This is a genomic window from Streptomyces sp. NPDC059895 (assembly GCF_042731035.1).
Classification (GTDB): domain Bacteria; phylum Actinomycetota; class Actinomycetes; order Streptomycetales; family Streptomycetaceae; genus Streptomyces.
In genome coordinates this window covers 1-19,744 of sequence record NZ_JBHWKO010000030.1, presented here as the reverse complement: position 1 = coordinate 19,744, position 19,744 = coordinate 1, and the positions used below count along the sequence as shown (strand labels likewise).

Annotated in this window: 17 protein-coding genes; 2 read left to right on the top strand and 15 right to left on the bottom strand. The window is 72.4% G+C overall.

The window, feature by feature from the left end:
- Nucleotides 1–52: 52 nt before the first annotated feature.
- The gene (gene fmt, locus ACFV9M_RS28250; protein ID WP_385067090.1) at nt 53–985 is read right to left on the bottom strand and encodes a methionyl-tRNA formyltransferase; all 933 of its coding nucleotides are present in this window, start codon (nt 983–985) and stop codon (nt 53–55) included.
- Nucleotides 986–1,452: 467 nt separating this feature from the next.
- Between fmt and ACFV9M_RS28245 the strand changes: the two genes are divergently transcribed.
- Nucleotides 1,453–1,995 (top strand): hypothetical protein, encoded by a 543-nt coding sequence (locus tag ACFV9M_RS28245; RefSeq protein WP_385067088.1) that lies wholly within the window; start codon nt 1,453–1,455, stop codon nt 1,993–1,995.
- A 304-nt stretch (nt 1,996–2,299) separates the two neighbouring features.
- Here ACFV9M_RS28245 and ACFV9M_RS28240 read toward each other — a convergent pair whose 3' ends face one another.
- The 14 genes from ACFV9M_RS28240 to pyrR form a co-directional block, all read right to left on the bottom strand.
- The gene (locus tag ACFV9M_RS28240; RefSeq protein ID WP_385067085.1) at nt 2,300–4,468 is read right to left on the bottom strand and encodes a primosomal protein N'; all 2,169 of its coding nucleotides are present in this window, start codon (nt 4,466–4,468) and stop codon (nt 2,300–2,302) included.
- Nucleotides 4,469–4,637: 169 nt separating this feature from the next.
- Nucleotides 4,638–5,846: a methionine adenosyltransferase gene (gene metK / locus ACFV9M_RS28235; protein ID WP_385067083.1), complete on the bottom strand. Its 1,209-nt coding sequence runs from the start codon at nt 5,844–5,846 to the stop codon at nt 4,638–4,640.
- A 239-nt stretch (nt 5,847–6,085) separates the two neighbouring features.
- On the bottom strand, nt 6,086–7,288 hold the full coding sequence (gene coaBC / locus ACFV9M_RS28230; protein ID WP_385067080.1) for a bifunctional phosphopantothenoylcysteine decarboxylase/phosphopantothenate--cysteine ligase CoaBC: 1,203 nt from the start codon (nt 7,286–7,288) through the stop codon (nt 6,086–6,088).
- 120 nt (nt 7,289–7,408) lie between these two features.
- Nucleotides 7,409–7,681 (bottom strand): DNA-directed RNA polymerase subunit omega, encoded by a 273-nt coding sequence (gene rpoZ, locus ACFV9M_RS28225; RefSeq protein WP_003977348.1) that lies wholly within the window; start codon nt 7,679–7,681, stop codon nt 7,409–7,411.
- Nucleotides 7,682–7,732: 51 nt separating this feature from the next.
- Nucleotides 7,733–8,290: a guanylate kinase gene (gene gmk, locus ACFV9M_RS28220; protein WP_385067076.1), complete on the bottom strand. Its 558-nt coding sequence runs from the start codon at nt 8,288–8,290 to the stop codon at nt 7,733–7,735.
- A gap of 60 nt (nt 8,291–8,350) precedes the next feature.
- The gene (locus ACFV9M_RS28215; protein WP_130444535.1) at nt 8,351–8,674 is read right to left on the bottom strand and encodes an integration host factor; all 324 of its coding nucleotides are present in this window, start codon (nt 8,672–8,674) and stop codon (nt 8,351–8,353) included.
- 278 nt (nt 8,675–8,952) lie between these two features.
- Nucleotides 8,953–9,795 (bottom strand): orotidine-5'-phosphate decarboxylase, encoded by an 843-nt coding sequence (pyrF, locus tag ACFV9M_RS28210; RefSeq protein ID WP_385067073.1) that lies wholly within the window; start codon nt 9,793–9,795, stop codon nt 8,953–8,955.
- Nucleotides 9,792–10,898, bottom strand: coding sequence for a quinone-dependent dihydroorotate dehydrogenase (locus tag ACFV9M_RS28205; RefSeq protein ID WP_385067070.1), 1,107 nt, complete (start codon nt 10,896–10,898; stop codon nt 9,792–9,794). The genes pyrF and ACFV9M_RS28205 overlap by 4 nt, the downstream gene beginning before the upstream one ends.
- Nucleotides 10,899–10,959: 61 nt before the next feature.
- Nucleotides 10,960–14,268 (bottom strand): carbamoyl-phosphate synthase large subunit, encoded by a 3,309-nt coding sequence (gene carB / locus ACFV9M_RS28200; RefSeq protein ID WP_385067067.1) that lies wholly within the window; start codon nt 14,266–14,268, stop codon nt 10,960–10,962.
- On the bottom strand, nt 14,261–15,403 hold the full coding sequence (gene carA, locus ACFV9M_RS28195; RefSeq protein ID WP_385067064.1) for a glutamine-hydrolyzing carbamoyl-phosphate synthase small subunit: 1,143 nt from the start codon (nt 15,401–15,403) through the stop codon (nt 14,261–14,263). The genes carB and carA overlap by 8 nt, the downstream gene beginning before the upstream one ends.
- Nucleotides 15,400–15,978, bottom strand: coding sequence for a hypothetical protein (locus ACFV9M_RS28190; protein ID WP_385067061.1), 579 nt, complete (start codon nt 15,976–15,978; stop codon nt 15,400–15,402). Before ACFV9M_RS28190 ends, carA begins: the two co-directional genes overlap by 4 nt.
- Nucleotides 15,975–17,261 (bottom strand): dihydroorotase, encoded by a 1,287-nt coding sequence (locus ACFV9M_RS28185; RefSeq protein ID WP_385067058.1) that lies wholly within the window; start codon nt 17,259–17,261, stop codon nt 15,975–15,977. Before ACFV9M_RS28185 ends, ACFV9M_RS28190 begins: the two co-directional genes overlap by 4 nt.
- A 6-nt stretch (nt 17,262–17,267) precedes the next feature.
- Nucleotides 17,268–18,257, bottom strand: a complete 990-nt coding sequence (locus tag ACFV9M_RS28180) for an aspartate carbamoyltransferase catalytic subunit (protein WP_385067055.1) — start codon at nt 18,255–18,257, stop codon at nt 17,268–17,270.
- 82 nt (nt 18,258–18,339) lie between these two features.
- On the bottom strand, nt 18,340–18,933 hold the full coding sequence (gene pyrR, locus ACFV9M_RS28175; RefSeq protein ID WP_385067052.1) for a bifunctional pyr operon transcriptional regulator/uracil phosphoribosyltransferase PyrR: 594 nt from the start codon (nt 18,931–18,933) through the stop codon (nt 18,340–18,342).
- A gap of 250 nt (nt 18,934–19,183) precedes the next feature.
- Between pyrR and bldD the strand changes: the two genes are divergently transcribed.
- Complete coding sequence (gene bldD / locus ACFV9M_RS28170) at nt 19,184–19,684, top strand: transcriptional regulator BldD (protein ID WP_385067049.1); 501 nt, start codon at nt 19,184–19,186, stop codon at nt 19,682–19,684.
- Nucleotides 19,685–19,744: the final 60 nt, after the last annotated feature.

Below are 19,744 nucleotides of genomic sequence, written 5' to 3'. Positions count from 1 at the left end.
AGAAACGACGCTCCCAGCCTACGTCGGGCGGGTCGGGAGCCGTGCGGGAGCGTCACGCCCCGACGCGCTCGCCGTCCGCGATGCGCACCCCGCGGGCCCAGTCCGCAGCCCGCATCGGCTTCTTGCCCTGCGCCTGCACCCACAGCAGCTCGACGGCGTACGACCCGGTGCCGACGTGGACGCTGTTCTTGCCGACGGCGAGCGCGCCGGGGGCGAGGTCGTCGCGCACCGGCGCCGGCCGCACCTGGACCAGCTTCAGCCGCTCGCCCCGGAAGGTGGTCCAGGCGCCGGGGGCGGGCGTGCATCCGCGCACCACCCGGTCCACGCGCAGCGCCGGGGCGCTCCAGTCGACCCGCGCGTCCTCGACGGTGATCTTCGGGGCGAGGGTGACGCCGTCGTTCGGCTGCGGTACGGCCTTCAGCGTGCCGTCCTCGATGCCGTCCATGGTGGCGGCGAGCAGCCCGGCGCCCGCGAACGCCAGCCGGGTCAGCAGGTCGCCGCTGGTGTCGGTGGGCCGGACCTCCTCCGTCACCGTGCCGTAGACGGGCCCGGAGTCCAGCCCCTCCTCGATGAGGAAGGTGGACGCGCCAGTGATCCCGTCCCCCGCCATGACGGCGTGCTGCACGGGCGCGGCCCCCCGCCAGGCGGGCAGCAGCGAGAAGTGCAGGTTGACCCAGCCGTGGGCCGGGATGTCGAGGGCCGGCCGGGGCAGCAGGGCGCCGTAGGCGACGACGGGGCAGCAGTCCGGGGCGATCTCCCGCAACCGCTCCAGGAACTCCGGCTCCCGCGGCCGGGCCGGCTTCAGCACCTCGATCCCGGCCTCCTCGGCGCGCTGCGCCACGGGGGACGCGACCAGCCGGCGCCCCCGCCCCGCGGGAGCGTCGGGCCGCGTGACGACGGCGGCCACTTCATGCCGCCCGGAGGCGATCAGGGCGTCCAGTGCGGGGACGGCGACCTCGGGGGTACCGGCGAAGACGAGCTTCATGGGTGGACACGGGCCTCTCGGACGGGGTACGGGGCAGCGCACAAGTTTATGACCGGGGAGGGCTACGCGAACCGGCGACGCCCCTGGGGACGCGTCCGCCGCCGGGAGCGGCCTTCCCGGGAGCGGTCCGGCCGGGAAACGGCCCGTGCGGTGCCCGGCGCCGGAGAACGGGCCCGCCGTGCGCGGAACGGGGACCGGTCGGCGTGGGACGATGGCCGATCGCCGCGGGACGATGGCCGATCGCCGCGGGACGGGGACCGATCCGGCGCAGGCCGAGGACCGATCGGCGCAGGCCGGGGCCGCACAGCGCGGGCCCCGCGACGGGGGCGTACGCATATGCCCATACGCCCCCACACCGTGACCAGCGGAGCGAACCCGCGTTGGTCAAGAAAGAGTTGACCACACCGGACCGCTCTCCACGGCGGCCCGCCCCATATCTCCTCAACGCCGGTTCGAGAGGCTTGTTCATGGCCGACCACGCAACCCACGACGCCCAGGCCCGGGCCAGCCTGCACTTGTTGGTGCGGGACATCGAGCGGGTCCGCCGGCAGGTGGACGCACTGCGCACCCTGACCGCCCAGTTGGGCAACGTCTACCGCCCGCGCCGCTCCGGCCCGTCCACGGGCTTCGTCGTCTACGGACGCGCCCCCGCCCCCACGGTCCGCCTCGCGCAGGAGCTGCGGGACAGCGTCGAGACCCTGGTCACCGCGGCGGTCGACTTCGACCGCTCGCTCGGCTTCTCGTGGGACGCGGTGGGCTCGGCGCTCGGCGTCACCAAGCAGGCCGTCCACCGCCGGTACGGCTCCCGCCGCGCCACCGCCCAGGCCACCGCGGAGCCCGACCGGGCGGCGGAGCCGGCGGGCACCCGCACGGTCAACGTGGGCACCGGCGTCTCGGTGGTCCCGACGGTCCCCGCGGCCCGTTCGATGCCGACCCAGCCGACGGCCGGCAGCCCCGTCCTGCGCGAGGAGGCCAGACCGACGGCCTTCCCCGGCCCGCGCAACGGCTGACGCACGACGCGTCCCCCCTGCCCTCTCGGCGCGCCCGCTCCCGAGCCCCCTCGGCGCCCGCTCCCGAGGGGGCAGCCGCGCACCGGGCACGCCTCGGGGAGCCGGCCGCGAACGCGCTTCGGGGAGCCAGCCACGTACGCGCCCCGCCCGGCGGCGAGGGGCAGCCCCCTCCCGGCCCGCACGACGGCCGAGAAACAGCGAGCCCGTACCCGGCCCGCACGACGGCCGAGAGACAGCGAGCCCGTACCCGGCCCGCACGACGACGAGGACCCTCCGTGGGTCCGGTCCCCGCCGGAGCCGGCCGTCACCCGATGTCAGCCGGGTCGATCCGCACCCACACCGGCGACGACGCCCCTCCCCCGTTCCCTCCCCGGGCCATCCGGGCCGCCTGCGCGGTCTTCAGCGCGGAGGCCAGTGCGGCCCCCCTCCCCGGCGGCACCCGGACCAGCGCCCTCTCCCACTGTTCCCCGGGCGGCGGCGCCCCCGGCCGCCGCGCCCGCCCCGGCGGGGTGACCGGCAGCGGAACGGGCCCCAGCACCTCGGCCTCCGGGGGCAGTTCCACGGCGTCCAGGAACGCGGCCACCGCCTCCCCCGTGCCCGCCACCGCCGCCATCCGGGACACCGGCGGGAATCCCAGTTCGGCCCGCTCGGCGAGTTCCCGCACCGCGTGCCCGACCGGGTCCCAGCGCACCAGCGCCTGCACCGGCCGCAGGGTCGGTTCGGCGACGACGACCACGGTGCCGCCGTCGCCCTGCGGCCGGACCAGCGAGGCGGCCGCGATCCACCGCCGCAGGGCGTCCTCCCCGGCCCGCAGGTCGGGCCGCCCGAGCATGGCCCAGCCGTCCAGCAGCAGGGCCGCCGCGTAGCCGCCCTCGGCGACGGGTTCGGCGCCCGGGGTGCTGACGACCAGCGCGGGCGTCCCCGGCACGGTGTCCAGCACCTGCTCACGCCCGGACGTGCGCACGGGGACGGCGGGGAACGCCCGCCCCAGTTCCTCGGCGGTCCGCCGCGCCCCGACGACCTGCGCCCGCAGCCGGAACCCCCCGCACTCGGGGCAGTGCCAGGCGCTCTCCTCCCGCCCGCACCACCCGCACGACAGCTCGCCGCCGTCGCGCGCCTCCAGCGGGCCGGAACAGTGCCGGCACCGCGCCGGCGCCCGGCAGGCGGCGCACGCCATCCGCGGCACGTACCCCCGCCGCGGCACCTGGACGAGCACCGGCCCGTGCCGCAGCCCCTCCCGGACGGCCTGCCAGGCGAGCGTCGGCAACCGGGCCGCCCGGGCGGCCTCGTCGCGCGCGAGGTCCTGGTCCCCCACGGTCCGCACGAGGGGCGCCGCGCGCCGCACCTGCTCCCGCGCGGCGACCAGCGGCCGCGCCCACCCGGTCTCGACGAGCTGCGCACCCTCGACGGTGCAGCTCCACCCCCCCATCAGGAAGGCGCAGCCGTCCTGCGCGGCCCGCAGCAGCAGCACGTCCCGCGCATGCGGCTGCGGCGCGTGCTGCTCGCTGTGACTGTCGTCGCCGTCGTCCCAGATCACCACCAGCCCGAGGTCGCGCACCGGGGCGAACATGGCCGCCCGCGTCCCGACGACCGCCCGGACCGCACCCCGCCGCACGGCGAGCCACTGCCCGTACCGCTTCTGAGGCCCGGCGTCGGCGGTGAGCAGCGCGTGCCGTCCCTCCCCCAGCACGCCGGTCAGCGCCGCGTCCACGCGCGCGGCTGCCCGCCCGTCCGGGACGACGACGAGGGCACCGCGCCCGGAGGCCAGCGTCGCGGCGACGGCCCGCGCCACCTCCTCGCTCCACCCGGGCCCCGGCAGCGCGTTCCACACGGCTCTCGGGGACGCCCCGGACGCCAGCGCCCCCAGGAACGCGGCCCCCCGTTCGTAGCGCGCCCAGGACCCCGTCTCCGGCGCCGGCGGGGGTGGCAGCGGCGAGGGCGAGGGCCGCTGCTCCGCCTTGGCGCTGCGCGGCGGCACGGCCAGTTGCAGCACGTCCGCCAGGCTCCCCGCGTACCGGTCGGCGACGGCCCGCGCCAGCCCGAGCAGCTCCGTGCTCAGGACGGGCTCCGGCGACACCACCTGGGCGAGGGCGGCCAGCGGCCCCGCGTAGTCCGACGCGGCGAGCCGCTCGACCAGGAAGCCGTCGATGAGCCCGCCGCCCTCCCGCCGTCCCTCGCGCACCCGCCCGCGCCCGGCCCCGAACCGGACCCGCACCCGCACACCGGGCTGGGCGTCGGCGTCCAGCTCGGCCGGCACCGCGTAGTCGAAATACCGGTCGAGATGCAGCACCCCCTTGTCGACGAGCACCCGGGCGACCGGCAGCTCCTCGGCCAGGGCGGCCCCCCGCCACGTGCGCGGCTTGGCCCGCGGCACCTTGGCCCGGCGCACGCTCTCCCGGATCAGCGCGAGCTGCTCCGGCGGCGCCCCGTCGCCACCGGCGCCGCCTTCCCCGTGCCCGTTCTCGCTGCTCACGCTTGCATTCTTACCAAACCCCTCCGACAACGGCCCCCATCGCAGCCCAGCCGCCCCGGCCCGCCCGAGGGGCGGGCGACCGCCCGGGACACCCGCTCCGCACGCGAAAGGCCCGGCGCCCCCCGAAGGGGCACCGGGCCTCGCTCACCGCGTGGCGTGGTGGACGGTCCTACAGGCCCGCCGCCTCGCGCAGCGCCTCCACACGGTCCGTGCGCTCCCACGTGAAGTCGGGCAGCTCACGGCCGAAGTGGCCGTAGGCGGCCGTCTGGGCGTAGATCGGGCGGAGCAGGTCGAGGTCGCGGATGATCGCGGCCGGGCGGAGGTCGAAGACCTCGTCGATGGCCTTCTCGATCTTCTCCGGGTCGACCTTGTGCGTGCCGAAGGTCTCGACGAACAGACCGACCGGCTCGGCCTTGCCGATCGCGTAGGCGACCTGGACCTCGCAGCGCGCGGCCAGGCCGGCGGCGACGACGTTCTTCGCGACCCAGCGCATCGCGTACGCCGCGGAACGGTCGACCTTGGACGGGTCCTTGCCGGAGAAGGCGCCGCCGCCGTGGCGGGCGAAGCCGCCGTACGTGTCGATGATGATCTTGCGGCCGGTGAGGCCGGCGTCGCCCATGGGGCCGCCGATCTCGAAGCGGCCGGTGGGGTTCACCAGCAGGCGGTAGTTCTCGGTGTCGATCTTGATGCCCTCGTCGAGGAGCGCCTTCAGCTCCGGCTCGACGACGAACTCGCGGATGTCGGGAGCCAGCAGGGAGTCCAGGTCGATGTCGGACGCGTGCTGCGAGGAGACGACGACGGTGTCGAGGCGGACCGCCTTGTCGCCGTCGTACTCGATGGTGACCTGGGTCTTGCCGTCGGGGCGCAGGTAGGGGATGGTCCCGTTCTTGCGGACGTCCGAGAGCCGCTTGGACAGGCGGTGGGCCAGGAAGATCGGCAGCGGCATCAGCGTCGGTGTCTCGTCGGACGCGTAGCCGAACATCAGGCCCTGGTCGCCGGCGCCCTGCCGGTCCAGTTCGTCGTCGTCGCCCTCGACGCGGGTCTCGTACGCCGTGTCGACACCCTGGGCGATGTCCGGGGACTGCGCGCCGATCGACACCGAGACACCGCAGGAGGCGCCGTCGAAGCCCTTCTTGGAGGAGTCGTAGCCGATCTCGAGGATCTTGTCCCGGACGAGCTGCGGGATCGGCGCGTACGCCTGGGTGGTGACCTCTCCGGCCACGTGCACGAGGCCGGTCGTGATCAGCGTCTCGACGGCGACTCGGGACGTGGGGTCCTCGCGGAGCAACGCGTCGAGGATGGTGTCGCTGATCTGGTCAGCGATCTTGTCGGGGTGACCCTCGGTCACGGACTCCGAGGTGAACAGGCGACGGGACACAACGCTCCCTGGGGTTGCAGCGGCTGCTGGCTGATCATTGGCGGACGCGACAGGAGCTGCGCCCGGCGTCGTCCGAGAACAGTTTATCGGTCGCGCTTCGCCGCCGGCCCACCCGTCTCGCCTCTCGGGAGCGCTGTGACCTGCGGCACTGGCATTCTGCCGAATGCCCGGCACCGTTGGCCAGATGAGCCACGCCCGATCGCGCGAGCCGTAACGGAACGGCGAAGCGCATCAAACAGTCAGCCCAGGCGTCGCGCCACCAGGTCCCACACGGTTTCGGCCAAGGCTTCCTTCGGGCCGTAAGGTACGGCGGTCTCGCTGCCGTCGGCGCCAAGGACGACGGCCTCGTTGTGCTCGGAGCCGAAGGTCTTGCGCTCCCCCACCTCATTGACCACCAGCAGGTCACAGCCCTTGCGGTGCAGCTTCGCGCGGCCGTTGGCCAGCACGTCGTCCGTCTCCGCGGCGAAGCCGACGACCACTTGACCCGGATGGACGCGTCCGGTCGAGATCTCCGCGAGGATGTCCGGATTACGCACGAGGAGGAGGGGTTCCGGTTCCTGGCCGTCCTGCTTCTTGATCTTGCCGGTCGCGTACGCCGCCGGGCGGAAGTCGGCGACGGCGGCGGCCATGACGACCGCGTCGGCGTCGGCGGCCGCCTTCAGCACCGCCTCGCGCATCTGCAGGGCCGTACCGACGTGGACGACGTCCACGCCCGCGGGGTCGGGCAGGCCGGTGTCGGCCGCGACCAGCGTGACCCGGGCCCCGCGGGCGGCGGCGGTCCGGGCCAGGGCGTAGCCCTGCTTGCCGGAGGAGCGGTTGCCGAGGAAGCGGACGGGGTCGAGGGGTTCGCGGGTCCCGCCGGCACTGACGACGACGTGCCGGCCGGCGAGGTCGGGCTCGCGCACTCCCCTGGCCAGCACGCGGCGGCACACCTCGAAGATCTCGGCCGGGTCGGGCAGCCGTCCCTTGCCGGTGTCGACGCCGGTCAGGCGGCCCACAGCCGGTTCGATGACGACGGCGCCCCGGCGGCGCAGCGTCGCCACGTTCTCCTGGGTGGCCGGGTGCTCCCACATCTCGGTGTGCATCGCGGGGGCGAAGACGACCGGACAGCGGGCGGTGAGCAGGGTGTTCGTCAGCAGGTCGTCCGCCAGTCCGTGGGCGGCCTTCGCGAGCGTGTCCGCGGTGGCGGGGGCGACGACGACCAGGTCGGCGCGCTGGCCGATCCGGACGTGGGGGACCTCGTGGACGTCGTCCCAGACCTCGGTGGAGACCGGGTTCCCGGAGAGCGCGGACCAGGTCGCGGCGCCGACGAAGTGCAGGGCGGAGGCGGTGGGGACGACCCGTACGTCATGGCCGGACTCCGTCAGCCTGCGCAGCAGCTCGCACGCCTTGTAGGCGGCGATGCCACCGCTGACCCCCAGAACGACCTTCGGCTTGTCCACCGTCTCTCCCCGGACCTCGGATAGGGCACGCCGCGGCTCGGGCGTACCGGTCATCACACACCGCAGGCCCGACAGTCGCGCTGCCGGGCCTGTGGAACAAACAACCGCGAGCCGGAAGGGCTACTGAGCCGGGCCCTCGATGGCCTCGGACGTCAGCAGCCCCGCGTTGATCTCGCGGAGGGCGATCGAGAGCGGCTTCTCGTGGACGTGGGTGTCGACGAGGGGACCGACGTACTCGAGGAGGCCCTCGCCGAGCTGCGAGTAGTACGCGTTGATCTGGCGGGCCCGCTTGGCCGCGTAGATCACGAGGCTGTACTTCGAGTCGGTGGCCTCGAGGAGCTCGTCGATCGGCGGGTTGATGATGCCCTCGGGCGCGGAGATGGAAGAGGACACGCTCTACCTTCCGATGGATGGAAAAGGATCAGTCTGAAGGATCAGGCTCGATCACACAACGTCTGTCAAGGCTAGCAGCTCACGCGCCACGTCCTCGACGGAGGTGTTGACCAGGGTCTCGTCGAACTCCGGCTCCGCCGCCAGCTCGACCTTCGCCGCCTCCAGACGGCGCTCGATCACCTCGGGCGGCTCGGTGCCCCGCCCGGTGAGCCTGCGCACCAGCTCCTCCCAGGAGGGCGGAGCCAGGAACACCAGCTGGGCCTCCGGCATGGACGCGCGGACCTGCCGGGCGCCCTGGAGGTCGATCTCCAGCAGGACGGGCTCGCCGGCCTCCAGACGCTCCAGCACGGCGGCTCGCGGGGTGCCGTAGCGGTTGCCGGCGAACTCGGCCCACTCCAGCAGCTCACCGTTGGCGATCAGCTTGTCCATCTCGTCGTCGGCGACGAAGAAGTAGTGGACCCCGTGCTTCTCACCGGGGCGGGGCTTGCGGGTCGTCGCCGACACCGAGAGCCAGACCTCGGGGTGTTCCTTGCGCATATGGGCGACGACCGTGCTCTTGCCGACCCCGGAGGGGCCGGAGAGCACGGTCAGCCGCGGACGTTCACTCATGCAGCGATTATTCCAGTTGTCCCGCGGTGCCCGGGACCCGCTGCCCGGGGCACCTCGGACTCACTTGGCGGTCTCGCCGAACTCACGCTCCAGAGAGGCGATCTGGTTGGAGCCGAGGCCGCGCACCCGGCGGCTCTCGGAGATGCCGAGTCGCTCCATGATCTGCTTGGCGCGGACCTTGCCCACGCCCGGCAGGGACTCGAGCAGGGCGGAGACCTTCATCTTGCCGATGACGTCGTTCTCCTGGCCCTGCTTGATGACCTCGTGAAGGGAGGCGCCGGAGTGCTTGAGTCGATTCTTGACCTCGGCCCGCTCCCGGCGAGCCGCGGCGGCCTTTTCGAGCGCGGCTGCGCGCTGTTCGGGGGTAAGGGGCGGAAGAGCCACGCCTACGTCACCTCGGATGTCGAACTGTCGGATACGGACCGGTGAGGAACCTAGTCGCCCCACACCTGGGGAGCCACGAGCAACACGCTTGCCCGTTCACTCTCCGTCGGAGACTAGCGGCCAACTCCGTCAGAGTCAGCGAGAACAGAGGAAAAGTCCTGGTCAGCCTCCGTCAGGCCGGACATTGAGGACATAATGCCCCGGATTTGAGGATGTATCCAGGCTCAAAACCGGCCCCGGCCGCCCGGCCGAATCCCCGGTCGGGCGGCCAGCGGTGGTCAGACGGCCGCCACGGCGGTCCTGACCTCGTCGGCGAACCGGTCCGCGGCGTCACGCAGAGCGACCGCGTCGGGACCGTGGCGCAACACTCCCCGGCTCACGTTCGGCACGACGTTGCGCACCGCGGCCCCGAAGACCCGGGGCAGATCCGCCGCGGTCGCCCCCTGCGCCCCGATGCCGGGTGCGAGGAGCGGGCCGTTGACGGCGAGGTCGTACGACGACAGGTCGCCCACGGTGGCGCCGACGACCGCTCCGAAGGAGCCGAGCGGCTCCTCCCCCTCGTTCTCGGCGGCCAGGTGCGCCAGCATCGTCGCGCCGACACCGCGGCCGTCCGCGCGCACCGCGTGCTGGACCTCGCCGCCCTCGGGGTTCGACGTCAGCGCCAGCACGAACAGACCGGTGCCGCTCTCGCGCGCGAGGGCGACGGCGGGGCTCAGGGAGCCGTAGCCGAGGTAGGGCGAGACGGTGAGGGCGTCGGAGAACAGCGGGGCGTCCTCGCGCAGGTAGGCCTCGGCGTACCCGGCCATGGTCGAGCCGATGTCGCCGCGCTTGGCGTCCATCACGACCAGGGTCCCGGCCGAGCGCGCCTCCTGGACGACCCGCTCCAGGACGGCGATGCCGCGGGAGCCGAAGCGCTCGAAGAAGGCGCTCTGCGGCTTCATGACGGCGACCCGGCCGGCCAGCGCCTCGACGACGGTCCGGCTGAACCGCTCCAGCCCGGCGACGTCGTCGCCGAGCCCCCACTCGGCCAGCAGGGAGGCGTGCGGGTCGATCCCGACGCAGAGCGGGCCGCGCTCGTCCATGGCCCGGCGCAGGCGCGCGCCGAAGGGTTCCAGGGTCATGCCGTGCTCCTCACGTCGGCGCCGACCGCGTCGGCCAGGGTGGCGTACGGGCTCTGGCGCAGCCGTGCCGCGAGCCCCTTGTGGACGGCGCGGCCCCAGAAGGGCCCCTCGTAGACGAAGGCGCTGTAGCCCTGGACGAGGGTGGCGCCGGCGAGGATGCGCTGCCAGGCGTCCTCGGCGTCCTCGATGCCGCCGACGCCCACCAGGGTGACGCGGTCGCCCACGCGCGCGTAGAGGCGGCGCAGCACCTCCAGGGAGCGCGTCTTGAGCGGAGCGCCGGACAGTCCGCCCGTCTCCCCCACCAGCGAGGGGTCGGACGTCAGACCGAGCCCGTCGCGCGCGATGGTGGTGTTCGTGGCGATGATCCCGTCCAGGCCGAGCTCGACGGCCAGGTCGGCGACCGCGTCCACGTCCTCGTCGGCGAGGTCGGGCGCGATCTTCACCAGCAGCGGGACCCGGCGGTTGAGCACCGTGCGGTCGGCGGCCTCGCGGACGGCGCCGAGCAGGGGGCGCAGCGCCTCGGTCGCCTGGAGGTCGCGCAGACCGGGCGTGTTCGGCGAGGAGACGTTCACGACCAGGTAGTCGGCGTACGGCGCGAGCCGCTCGGTCGACTTCACGTAGTCGGCGACGGCCTCGGCCTCCGGGACGGCCTTGGTCTTGCCGATGTTGACGCCGACGACGGTCTTGAAGACGGGCTCGCGGGACGCCAGCCGGGCGGCGACGGCCAGCGACCCCTCGTTGTTGAAGCCCATGCGGTTGATCAGCGCCCGGTCGCCGACGAGGCGGAACAGCCGCTTCCTGGGGTTGCCCGGCTGCGCCTCCCCCGTCACCGTGCCGATCTCGACGTGGTCGAAGCCCAGCATGGACATCCCGTCGATCGCGACGGCGTTCTTGTCGAAGCCGGCGGCGAGCCCGAAGGGGCCGTGCATGCGCAGCCCGAAGGCCTCGGTGCGCAGCTCCCGGTGGCGGGGGGCCAGCACGGCGGCGACGAAGACGCGCAGCACGGGGACGCGGGCGGCCAGGCGGATCCAGCGGAAGGCCAGGTGGTGGGCCTTCTCGGGGTCCATCCGCCGGAAGACCAGGTGGAAGAAGAGCTTGTACATGAAGGCGTGTCCTCATACAGAGGGGGACACCGTTTCCGGTGTCCCCCTCGTCGGCTGCTTGCTAGTCGCGGGCCGCGGTCAGGTGTTCCGCGTGTTCCTGGAGCGAGCGGACGCCCACGTCACCGTGGTTGAGGGCGTCGATGCCCTGGACGGCGGCGGCGAGCGCCTGGACCGTCGTCAGGCAGGGCACGGACCGTGCCACGGCCGCCGTGCGGATCTCGTAGCCGTCGAGGCGGCCACCGGTGCCGTACGGGGTGTTGACGATGAGGTCGACCTCGCCGTCGTGGATCAGCTGGACGATGGTCTTCTCGCCGTTCGGGCCGGTGCCCTCGGACTGCTTGCGCACGACCGTGGCGTTGATGCCGTTGCGGCGCAGGACCTCGGCGGTGCCGGAGGTGGCGAGCAGCTCGAAGCCGTGGCCGACGAGCTCGCGCGCCGGGAAGATCATCGAGCGCTTGTCGCGGTTGGCGACCGAGATGAACGCGCGGCCCTTGGTGGGCAGCGGGCCGTAGGCGCCCGCCTGCGACTTGGCGTACGCCGTGCCGAAGACGGAGTCGATGCCCATGACCTCGCCGGTGGAACGCATCTCCGGGCCGAGGACGGTGTCGACGCCGCGTCCGGAGGTGTCCCGGAAGCGGCTCCAGGGCATCACGGCCTCCTTCACCGAGATCGGCGCGTCCAGCGGCAGCTCGCCGCCGTCGCCGGTCGCCGGGAGCAGCCCCTCGCCGCGCAGCTCGGCGACGGTCGCGCCGAGCGAGATGCGGGCGGCCGCCTTCGCCAGCGGCACCGCCGTCGCCTTCGAGGTGAAGGGCACCGTGCGGGACGCGCGGGGGTTGGCCTCCAGGACGTAGAGGATGTCGCCGGCCATCGCGAACTGGATGTTGATCAGGCCGCGGACGCCGACGCCCTTGGCGATGGCCTCCGTGGAGGCGCGCAGCCGCTTGATGTCGAAGCCGCCGAGGGTGATCGGGGGCAGGGCGCACGCCGAGTCGCCGGAGTGGATGCCGGCCTCCTCGATGTGCTCCATGACACCGCCGAGGTACAGCTCCTCGCCGTCGTAGAGGGCGTCGACGTCGATCTCGATGGCGTCGTCGAGGAAGCGGTCGACGAGGACCGGCCGGGTGGGGCTGATCTCGGTCGACTCGGCGATGTAGGAGGACAGCCGGGTCTCGTCGTAGACGATCTCCATGCCGCGGCCGCCGAGGACGTACGACGGCCGGACGAGGACCGGGTAGCCGATCTCGTCGGCGATGGCCTTGGCCTCGGTGAAGGTGGTGGCCGTGCCGTGCTTCGGGGCGGGCAGGCCCGCCTCGGCGAGCACCCGCCCGAAGGCGCCCCGGTCCTCGGCCGCGTGGATCGCCTCGGGCGGGGTGCCGACGATCGGCACGCCGTTGTCCTTCAGCGCCTGCGCCAGGCCCAGCGGGGTCTGGCCGCCGAGCTGGACGACGACGCCCGCGATCGGGCCTGCCTGGGACTCCGCGTGGACGATCTCCAGCACGTCCTCGAGCGTCAGCGGCTCGAAGTACAGGCGGTCGGAGGTGTCGTAGTCGGTGGAGACGGTCTCCGGGTTGCAGTTGACCATCACGGTCTCGTACCCGGCGTCGGACAGCGCGAAGGAGGCGTGGACGCAGGAGTAGTCGAACTCGATGCCCTGGCCGATGCGGTTGGGGCCGGAGCCCAGGATGATGACGGCCGGCTTCTCGCGCGGCGCGACCTCGCTCTCCTCGTCGTAGGAGGAGTAGAAGTACGGCGTCTTCGCGGCGAACTCGGCGGCGCAGGTGTCGACCGTCTTGTAGACCGGGCGGATGCCCAGCGCGTGCCGCACCTCGCGCACGACCTCCTCGCGCAGCCCGCGGATCTCGGCGATCTGCTGGTCGGAGAAGCCGTGCCGCTTGGCCTCGGCGAGCAGCTCGGAGGTGAGCTCCGGCGCCGCGGCGAGGTCGTCCGCGATCTCCTTGATGAGGAACAGCTGGTCGACGAACCAGGGGTCGATCTTCGTGTACTCGAAGACCTCCTCCGGGGTGGCGCCCGCGCGGATCGCCTGCATGACGGTGTTGATCCGGCCGTCGGTGGGGCGCACCGCCTCGCGCAGCAGCTCCTCCTTGTGACCGGTCTCGCCGACGAAGGTGAACTGGCTGCCCTTCTTCTCCAGCGAGCGCAGCGCCTTCTGGAAGGCCTCGGTGAAGTTGCGGCCGATGGCCATGGCCTCGCCGACCGACTTCATGGTCGTCGTCAGCGTGGAGTCGGCGCTCGGGAACTTCTCGAAGGCGAAGCGGGGGGCCTTCACGACCACGTAGTCGAGCGTCGGCTCGAAGGAGGCCGGGGTCTCCTGCGTGATGTCGTTGGGGATCTCGTCGAGGGTGTAGCCGACGGCGAGCTTGGCCGCGATCTTGGCGATCGGGAAGCCGGTCGCCTTGGAGGCCAGCGCCGAGGAGCGGGACACGCGCGGGTTCATCTCGATGACGATGACCCGGCCGTCGACGGGGTTCACCGCGAACTGGATGTTGCAGCCGCCGGTGTCGACGCCGACCTCGCGGATGACGGCGATGCCGATGTCGCGCAGGACCTGGTACTCGCGGTCGGTCAGCGTCATCGAGGGCGCGACGGTGATCGAGTCGCCGGTGTGCACGCCCATGGGGTCGAAGTTCTCGATGGAGCAGACGACCACGACGTTGTCGTGCTTGTCGCGCATCAGCTCCAGCTCGTACTCCTTCCAGCCGAGGATGGACTCCTCCAGGAGCACCTCGGTGGTCGGGGAGAGCGTGAGGCCCTGGCCGGCGATGCGGCGCAGCTCCTCCTCGTCGTGGGCGAAGCCGGAGCCGGCGCCGCCCATGGTGAAGGAGGGGCGGACGACGACCGGGTAGCCGCCGAGCTCGTCGACGCCGGCGAGGACGTCGTCCATGGTGTGGCAGATGACCGAGCGGGCGGACTCGCCGTGCCCGATCTTCTTGCGGACCTCCTCGACGACCAGCTTGAACTGGTCGCGGTCCTCGCCCTTGTGGATGGCCTCGACGTTGGCGCCGATCAGCTCCACACCGTACTTGTCCAGGACGCCGTTCTCGTGCAGCGAGATGGCGGTGTTCAGGGCCGTCTGGCCGCCCAGCGTGGGCAGCAGGGCGTCGGGGCGCTCCTTGGCGATGATCTTCTCGACGAACTCCGGGGTGATCGGCTCGACGTAGGTGGCGTCGGCGATCTCCGGGTCGGTCATGATCGTCGCCGGGTTGGAGTTGACCAGGATGACCCGGAGCCCCTCGGCGCGCAGGATGCGGCACGCCTGGGTGCCGGAGTAGTCGAACTCGGCGGCCTGGCCGATGACGATCGGGCCGGAGCCGATGACCAGGACGGACTGGATATCGGTGCGCTTAGGCACGCTGGCCCTCCATCAGGGATACGAAGCGGTCGAACAGGTAGGCGGCGTCGTGCGGACCGGCGGCCGCTTCGGGGTGGTACTGGACGGAGAAGGCCGGCTGGTCGAGCAGCTGCAGCCCCTCCACGACGTCGTCGTTGAGGCAGACGTGGGAGACCTCGGCGCGGCCGAACTCGGTCTCGCTGACCCGGTCCAGCGGCGCGTCCACGGCGAAGCCGTGGTTGTGCGCGGTGACCTCGACCTTGCCGGTCGTGCGGTCCTGGACCGGCTGGTTGATGCCGCGGTGGCCGTACTTCAGCTTGTAGGTGCCGAAGCCGAGGGCGCGGCCGAGGATCTGGTTGCCGAAGCAGATGCCGAACAGGGGCGTCCTGCGCTGAAGCACCTCGGTCATCAGCGCGACCGGTCCGTCGGCGGTGGCCGGGTCGCCGGGGCCGTTGGAGAAGAACACGCCGTCGGGGTTGACGGCGTAGACCTCGTCCGCGGAGGCCGTCGCGGGCAGCACGTGCACCTCGATGCCGCGCTCGGCCATGCGGTGCGGGGTCATGCCCTTGATGCCGAGGTCGATCGCGGCGACCGTGAAGCGCTTCTCGCCGACCGCGGGGACGACGTACGCCTCCTGGGTGGCGACCTCCTCGTAGAGGCTGGCGCCCTTCATGTGCGGCTGGGCCTGCACCCGCGCCACGAGGTCCGCGTCGGCGGCGAGGGCCTGGCCGGAGAAGATCCCGGCCCGCATGGAGCCGCGCTCGCGCAGGTGGCGGGTGAGGGCGCGGGTGTCGATGCCGGAGATGCCGACGACGTCCTGGCGCACCAGTTCGTCGTCGAGCGACCGCTGGGAGCGCCAGTTCGAGGGCACGCGCGCGGGGTCGCGCACGACGTAGCCGGAGACCCAGATGCGCCGGGACTCGTCGTCCTCGTCGTTCCAGCCGGTGTTGCCGATCTGCGGGGCGGTCGCGACGACGATCTGCCGGTCGTACGACGGGTCGGTGAGGGTCTCCTGGTAGCCGGTCATGCCGGTGGAGAACACCGCTTCGCCGAAGGTCTCCCCCACGGCCCCGTAGGCACGGCCGCGGAAGACACGGCCGTCCTCCAGGACGAGTACGGCGGGAGCCTTGGCGGTTCCCCTGGTGGAGGTCGTCATCGCGCGCCTTCCGTTTCCGTCTGAGTTTCCGTCTTTTTGATCATTGCGTTGATGGTGTCGACCCACTCGTTGTGCTCGGCGGCGGTGTCCGAGCGGAATCCGGAGTCGATCAGCTTGTCGCCGTGCGCCCAGGTCACCACGAGCAGTCCGCCCTCGGTGAGGACCTTGCCGGCGATGCCCTTGCCGAGCACGGCCTCGCGCAGCGCGCCGGCCGGGACGAAGAAGTCGGTCGCGCCGGGGCGTACGACGTCCAGTCCCGCGTCCGTCAGGGTGAGCTCCACCCGGCTGCGGGTTCCCAGGCCGTGCGCCACGATGCGGTCGAGCCACTGCCCGGCGGTGGTGGAGCCGTGGTAGCGGCCGCTCATGCTCAGTCTCGCCGGGCCGGGGTCGTCCGGCACGGTGGGCAGGGCGGGCAGGTCGCCCTGGAGCGTGCCGCGCCACTTCCAGCCCTCGCGCATCAGCCAGTACACGAGCGCGACGAACAGGGCGAGGCCTACGACCCAGCCGATCCGGGCGGCCCAGTCGGTCACTTCGGCCGATTCCTTCTCGGCCGCGAGCAGGATTACAGGTGTCACGTGAGTTTCCCGTCGACGAGCGTGGCCTTGCCCCGGAGCCACGTGTGCGTCACACGGCCCGGCAGCTCACGCCCCTCGTACGGGGTGTTCCGGCTGCGCGAGGCGAAGCCCGCGGGGTCCACCGACCCACGGTATGCCGAGTCGACGAGCGTGAGGTTGGCGGGCTCACCAGCCGAGACGGGACGCCCGTGGCCCTTCGCCCGCCCGATCCGGGCCGGCGTGGAGGACATGCGGTCGGCGACCCCGGCCCAGTCGAGGAGCCCGGTCTCCACCATCGTCTCCTGGACCACCGACAGCGCGGTCTCCAGGCCGACCATGCCCATGGCGGCCGCGGCCCACTCGCAGTCCTTGTCCTCGTGCGGGTGCGGGGCGTGGTCGGTGGCGACGATGTCGATCGTGCCGTCGGCGAGCGCCTCGCGCAGGGCGTGCACGTCGCGCTCGGTGCGCAGCGGCGGGTTGACCTTGTAGACCGGGTCGTAGGTGCGCACCAGCTCGTCGGTGAGGAGCAGGTGGTGCGGGGTGACCTCGGCGGTGACCTGGATGCCGCGGGACTTCGCCCAGCGCACGATCTCGACCGAGCCCGCGGTGGACAGGTGGCAGATGTGGACGCGGGAGCCGACGTGCTCGGCGAGCAGGACGTCCCGGGCGATGATCGATTCCTCGGCCACCGCGGGCCAGCCGCCCAGGCCCAGCTCGGAGGAGACGATGCCCTCGTTCATCTGGGCGCCCTCGGTCAGCCGGGGCTCCTGCGCGTGCTGGGCGACGACACCGCCGAAGGCCTTCACGTACTCCAGCGCCCGCCGCATGATCACCGCGTCGTGGACGCACTTGCCGTCGTCGGAGAAGACGGTGACGCCGGCCGCCGACTCGTGCATGGCGCCCAGCTCGGCGAGCTTGCTGCCCTCCAGGCCGACGGTGACGGCGCCGATGGGCTGCACGTCGCAGTAGCCGTGCTCCCGGCCGAGCCGGTAGACCTGCTCGACGACACCGGCCGTGTCGGCCACGGGGAAGGTGTTGGCCATGGCGAACACGGCCGTGTAACCGCCGGAGGCGGCCGCCCGGGTGCCGGTCAGGACGGTCTCGGAGTCCTCGCGGCCCGGCTCGCGCAGATGGGTGTGCAGGTCGACCAGGCCGGGCAGCAGCACCTTGCCGTCGGCCTCGACGACCTGGGCGCCGTCGGCGGACAGCCCGGCACCGACGGCCTCGATGATCTCTCCGTCGATCAGGACGTCCTGCGGCTCGCCGCCGAGCACCTTCGCACCACGGATCAGGATCTTGCTCATGGTCGCTTACTTCTCCTCGGTGGGACCGGTGGTACGGGTGTGGCGGACGGCGGGTTCGTTCCCGCCCAGGAGCAGGTAGAGGACGGCCATGCGGATGGACACGCCGTTGGCAACCTGCTCGACGACGGTGCAGCGGTCGGAGTCGGCGACCTCGGCGGTGATCTCCATGCCGCGGACCATCGGCCCGGGGTGCATCACGATGGCGTGCTCGGGCATCCGCGCCATCCGGTCCGCGTCGAGGCCGTAGCGGCGCGAGTACTCGCGCTCGGTCGGGAAGAACGCGGCGTTCATCCGCTCGCGCTGGACGCGCAGCATCATCACCGCGTCGGACTTGGCCAGCGTGCTGTCGAGGTCGTACGAGACCGCGCAGGGCCAGGTCTCGACGCCGACCGGCACCAGGGTGGGCGGGGCGACGAGGGTGACCTCGGCACCGAGGGTGTGCAGCAGGTCGACGTTGGAGCGGGCGACCCGGCTGTGCAGGACGTCCCCGACGAGGGTGATGCGCCGGCCGGACAGGTCCTGGCCGAGGCCGGCGTCCCGGCCGACGAGCCGCCGGCGCATGGTGAAGGCGTCGAGCAGGGCCTGGGTGGGGTGCTGGTGGGTGCCGTCGCCGGCGTTGATGACGGCGGCGTCGATCCAGCCGGAGTTGGCCAGGCGGTAGGGGGCTCCGGAGGCGCCGTGCCGGATGACGACGGCGTCGACGCCCATGGCCTCCAGGGTCTGGGCGGTGTCCTTCAGGGACTCGCCCTTGGAGACGCTGGACCCCTTGGCGGAGAAGTTGATCACGTCCGCGGACAGCCGCTTCTCGGCCGCCTCGAAGGAGATCCGGGTGCGCGTGGAGTCCTCGAAGAAGAGGTTGACGATCGTGCGGCCGCGCAGGGTCGGCAGCTTCTTGATGGGCCGGTCGGCGACCCGGGCCATCTCCTCCGCGGTGTCGAGAATGTGGACGGCGTCGTCGCGGGTGAGGTCGGCGGCCGAGATGAGATGACGCTGCATCTGTCAGGCTCCGTAAGACTTTCGGGAGTTTTCGGGCATGCGGGCGCACAGGGGCACGCACGCGTGGGCGTACGCCGGACCGCTAGTGCTGCGCGCCCGGGGCGGCCTGCTTCACACCGAGCAGCACGGTGTCGCGACCGTCCTCCTCGGCGAGCTGGACCTTGACCGTCTCCCGCAGCGACGTGGGGAGGTTCTTGCCGACGTAGTCGGCGCGGATGGGCAGTTCGCGGTGGCCTCTGTCGACCAGGACCGCGAGCTGCACCGCGCGCGGGCGCCCGATGTCGTTCAGGGCGTCGAGGGCGGCGCGGATGGTGCGGCCGGAGAACAGCACGTCGTCGACGAGGACGACCAGCTTGCCGTCGAGGCCGTCACCGGGGATCTCGGTGCGGGCCAGCGCACGCGGCGGGTGCATGCGCAGGTCGTCGCGGTACATCGTGATGTCCAGGGAGCCGACCGGGATGCCGCGGTCGGTGATCTCCTCCAGCTTGCCGGCCAGCCTGCGGGCGAGGAAGACGCCCCTGGTGGGGATGCCGAGGAGTACCACGTCGTCGGCGCCCTTGGCGCGTTCGACGATCTCGTGGGCGATGCGGGTCAGCACCCGCGCGATGTCGGGGGCCTCGAGGACGGGCCTCGCGTCGGACCGCTGTGTCTCGGGCCGGGTGTCCTGCTTGTCCATAAGAAACGGACCTCCTTCTCCGCCTCACGGGACGGACCTTAAAGGACGTCGGAATTGCGCCATCCACGGTATCAGGCCGGAACGACACCCCTGATCACCCCCCTGGCGCAACCGGCCATCGATACCACGGAAGAGTCGGGGTGGACCATTCGGCTTGACGCAGAAGAATCACGCTGCGTAACCTCACAGTGAGTTACCAACCGCGCGGCAGGGAACACGCCGGCCGCGTCGACCCAGTGCCGGGAGCCATATGTCCAGCGAATACGCCAAACAGCTCGGGGCCAAGCTCCGGGCGATCCGCACCCAGCAGGGCCTTTCCCTCCACGGTGTCGAGGAGAAGTCCCAGGGACGCTGGAAGGCGGTCGTGGTCGGTTCGTACGAGCGCGGCGACCGTGCCGTGACCGTGCAGCGTCTTGCGGAACTGGCCGACTTCTACGGCGTCCCGGTACAGGAACTGCTGCCGGGCACCACGCCGGGCGGCGCGGCCGAGCCCCCGCCGAAGCTCGTCCTGGACCTGGAGCGGCTGGCCCACGTGCCGGTCGAGAAGGCCGGTCCGCTCCAGCGGTACGCGGCGACGATCCAGTCGCAGCGCGGCGACTACAACGGCAAGGTGCTCTCGATCCGCCAGGACGACCTGCGCACGCTCGCCGTCATCTACGACCAGTCGCCGTCGGTCCTGACCGAGCAGCTGATCAGCTGGGGCGTCCTGGACGCGGACGCGCGTCGCGCGGTCACCCACGAGGAGAACTGAGCGCCGGGCGTCTCAGCAGAAACGTGCCGCCGGGGTGGCCGGAACCGTACGGTTCCGGCC

What these genes read in the sequence shown, in the direction of transcription:
- fmt (WP_385067090.1), bottom strand. Translation starts at nt 985, where the DNA reads ATGAAGCTCGTCTTCGCCGGTACCCCCGAGGTCGCCGTCCCCGCACTG.
- ACFV9M_RS28245 (WP_385067088.1), top strand. Translation starts at nt 1,453, where the DNA reads ATGGCCGACCACGCAACCCACGACGCCCAGGCCCGGGCCAGCCTGCAC.
- gmk (WP_385067076.1), bottom strand. Translation starts at nt 8,290, where the DNA reads ATGAGTGAACGTCCGCGGCTGACCGTGCTCTCCGGCCCCTCCGGGGTC.
- pyrF (WP_385067073.1), bottom strand. Translation starts at nt 9,795, where the DNA reads ATGACCCTGGAACCCTTCGGCGCGCGCCTGCGCCGGGCCATGGACGAG.
- ACFV9M_RS28205 (WP_385067070.1), bottom strand. Translation starts at nt 10,898, where the DNA reads ATGTACAAGCTCTTCTTCCACCTGGTCTTCCGGCGGATGGACCCCGAG.
- carA (WP_385067064.1), bottom strand. Translation starts at nt 15,403, where the DNA reads ATGACGACCTCCACCAGGGGAACCGCCAAGGCTCCCGCCGTACTCGTC.
- ACFV9M_RS28185 (WP_385067058.1), bottom strand. Translation starts at nt 17,261, where the DNA reads ATGAGCAAGATCCTGATCCGTGGTGCGAAGGTGCTCGGCGGCGAGCCG.
- ACFV9M_RS28180 (WP_385067055.1), bottom strand. Translation starts at nt 18,257, where the DNA reads ATGCAGCGTCATCTCATCTCGGCCGCCGACCTCACCCGCGACGACGCC.
- pyrR (WP_385067052.1), bottom strand. Translation starts at nt 18,933, where the DNA reads ATGGACAAGCAGGACACCCGGCCCGAGACACAGCGGTCCGACGCGAGG.
- bldD (WP_385067049.1), top strand. Translation starts at nt 19,184, where the DNA reads ATGTCCAGCGAATACGCCAAACAGCTCGGGGCCAAGCTCCGGGCGATC.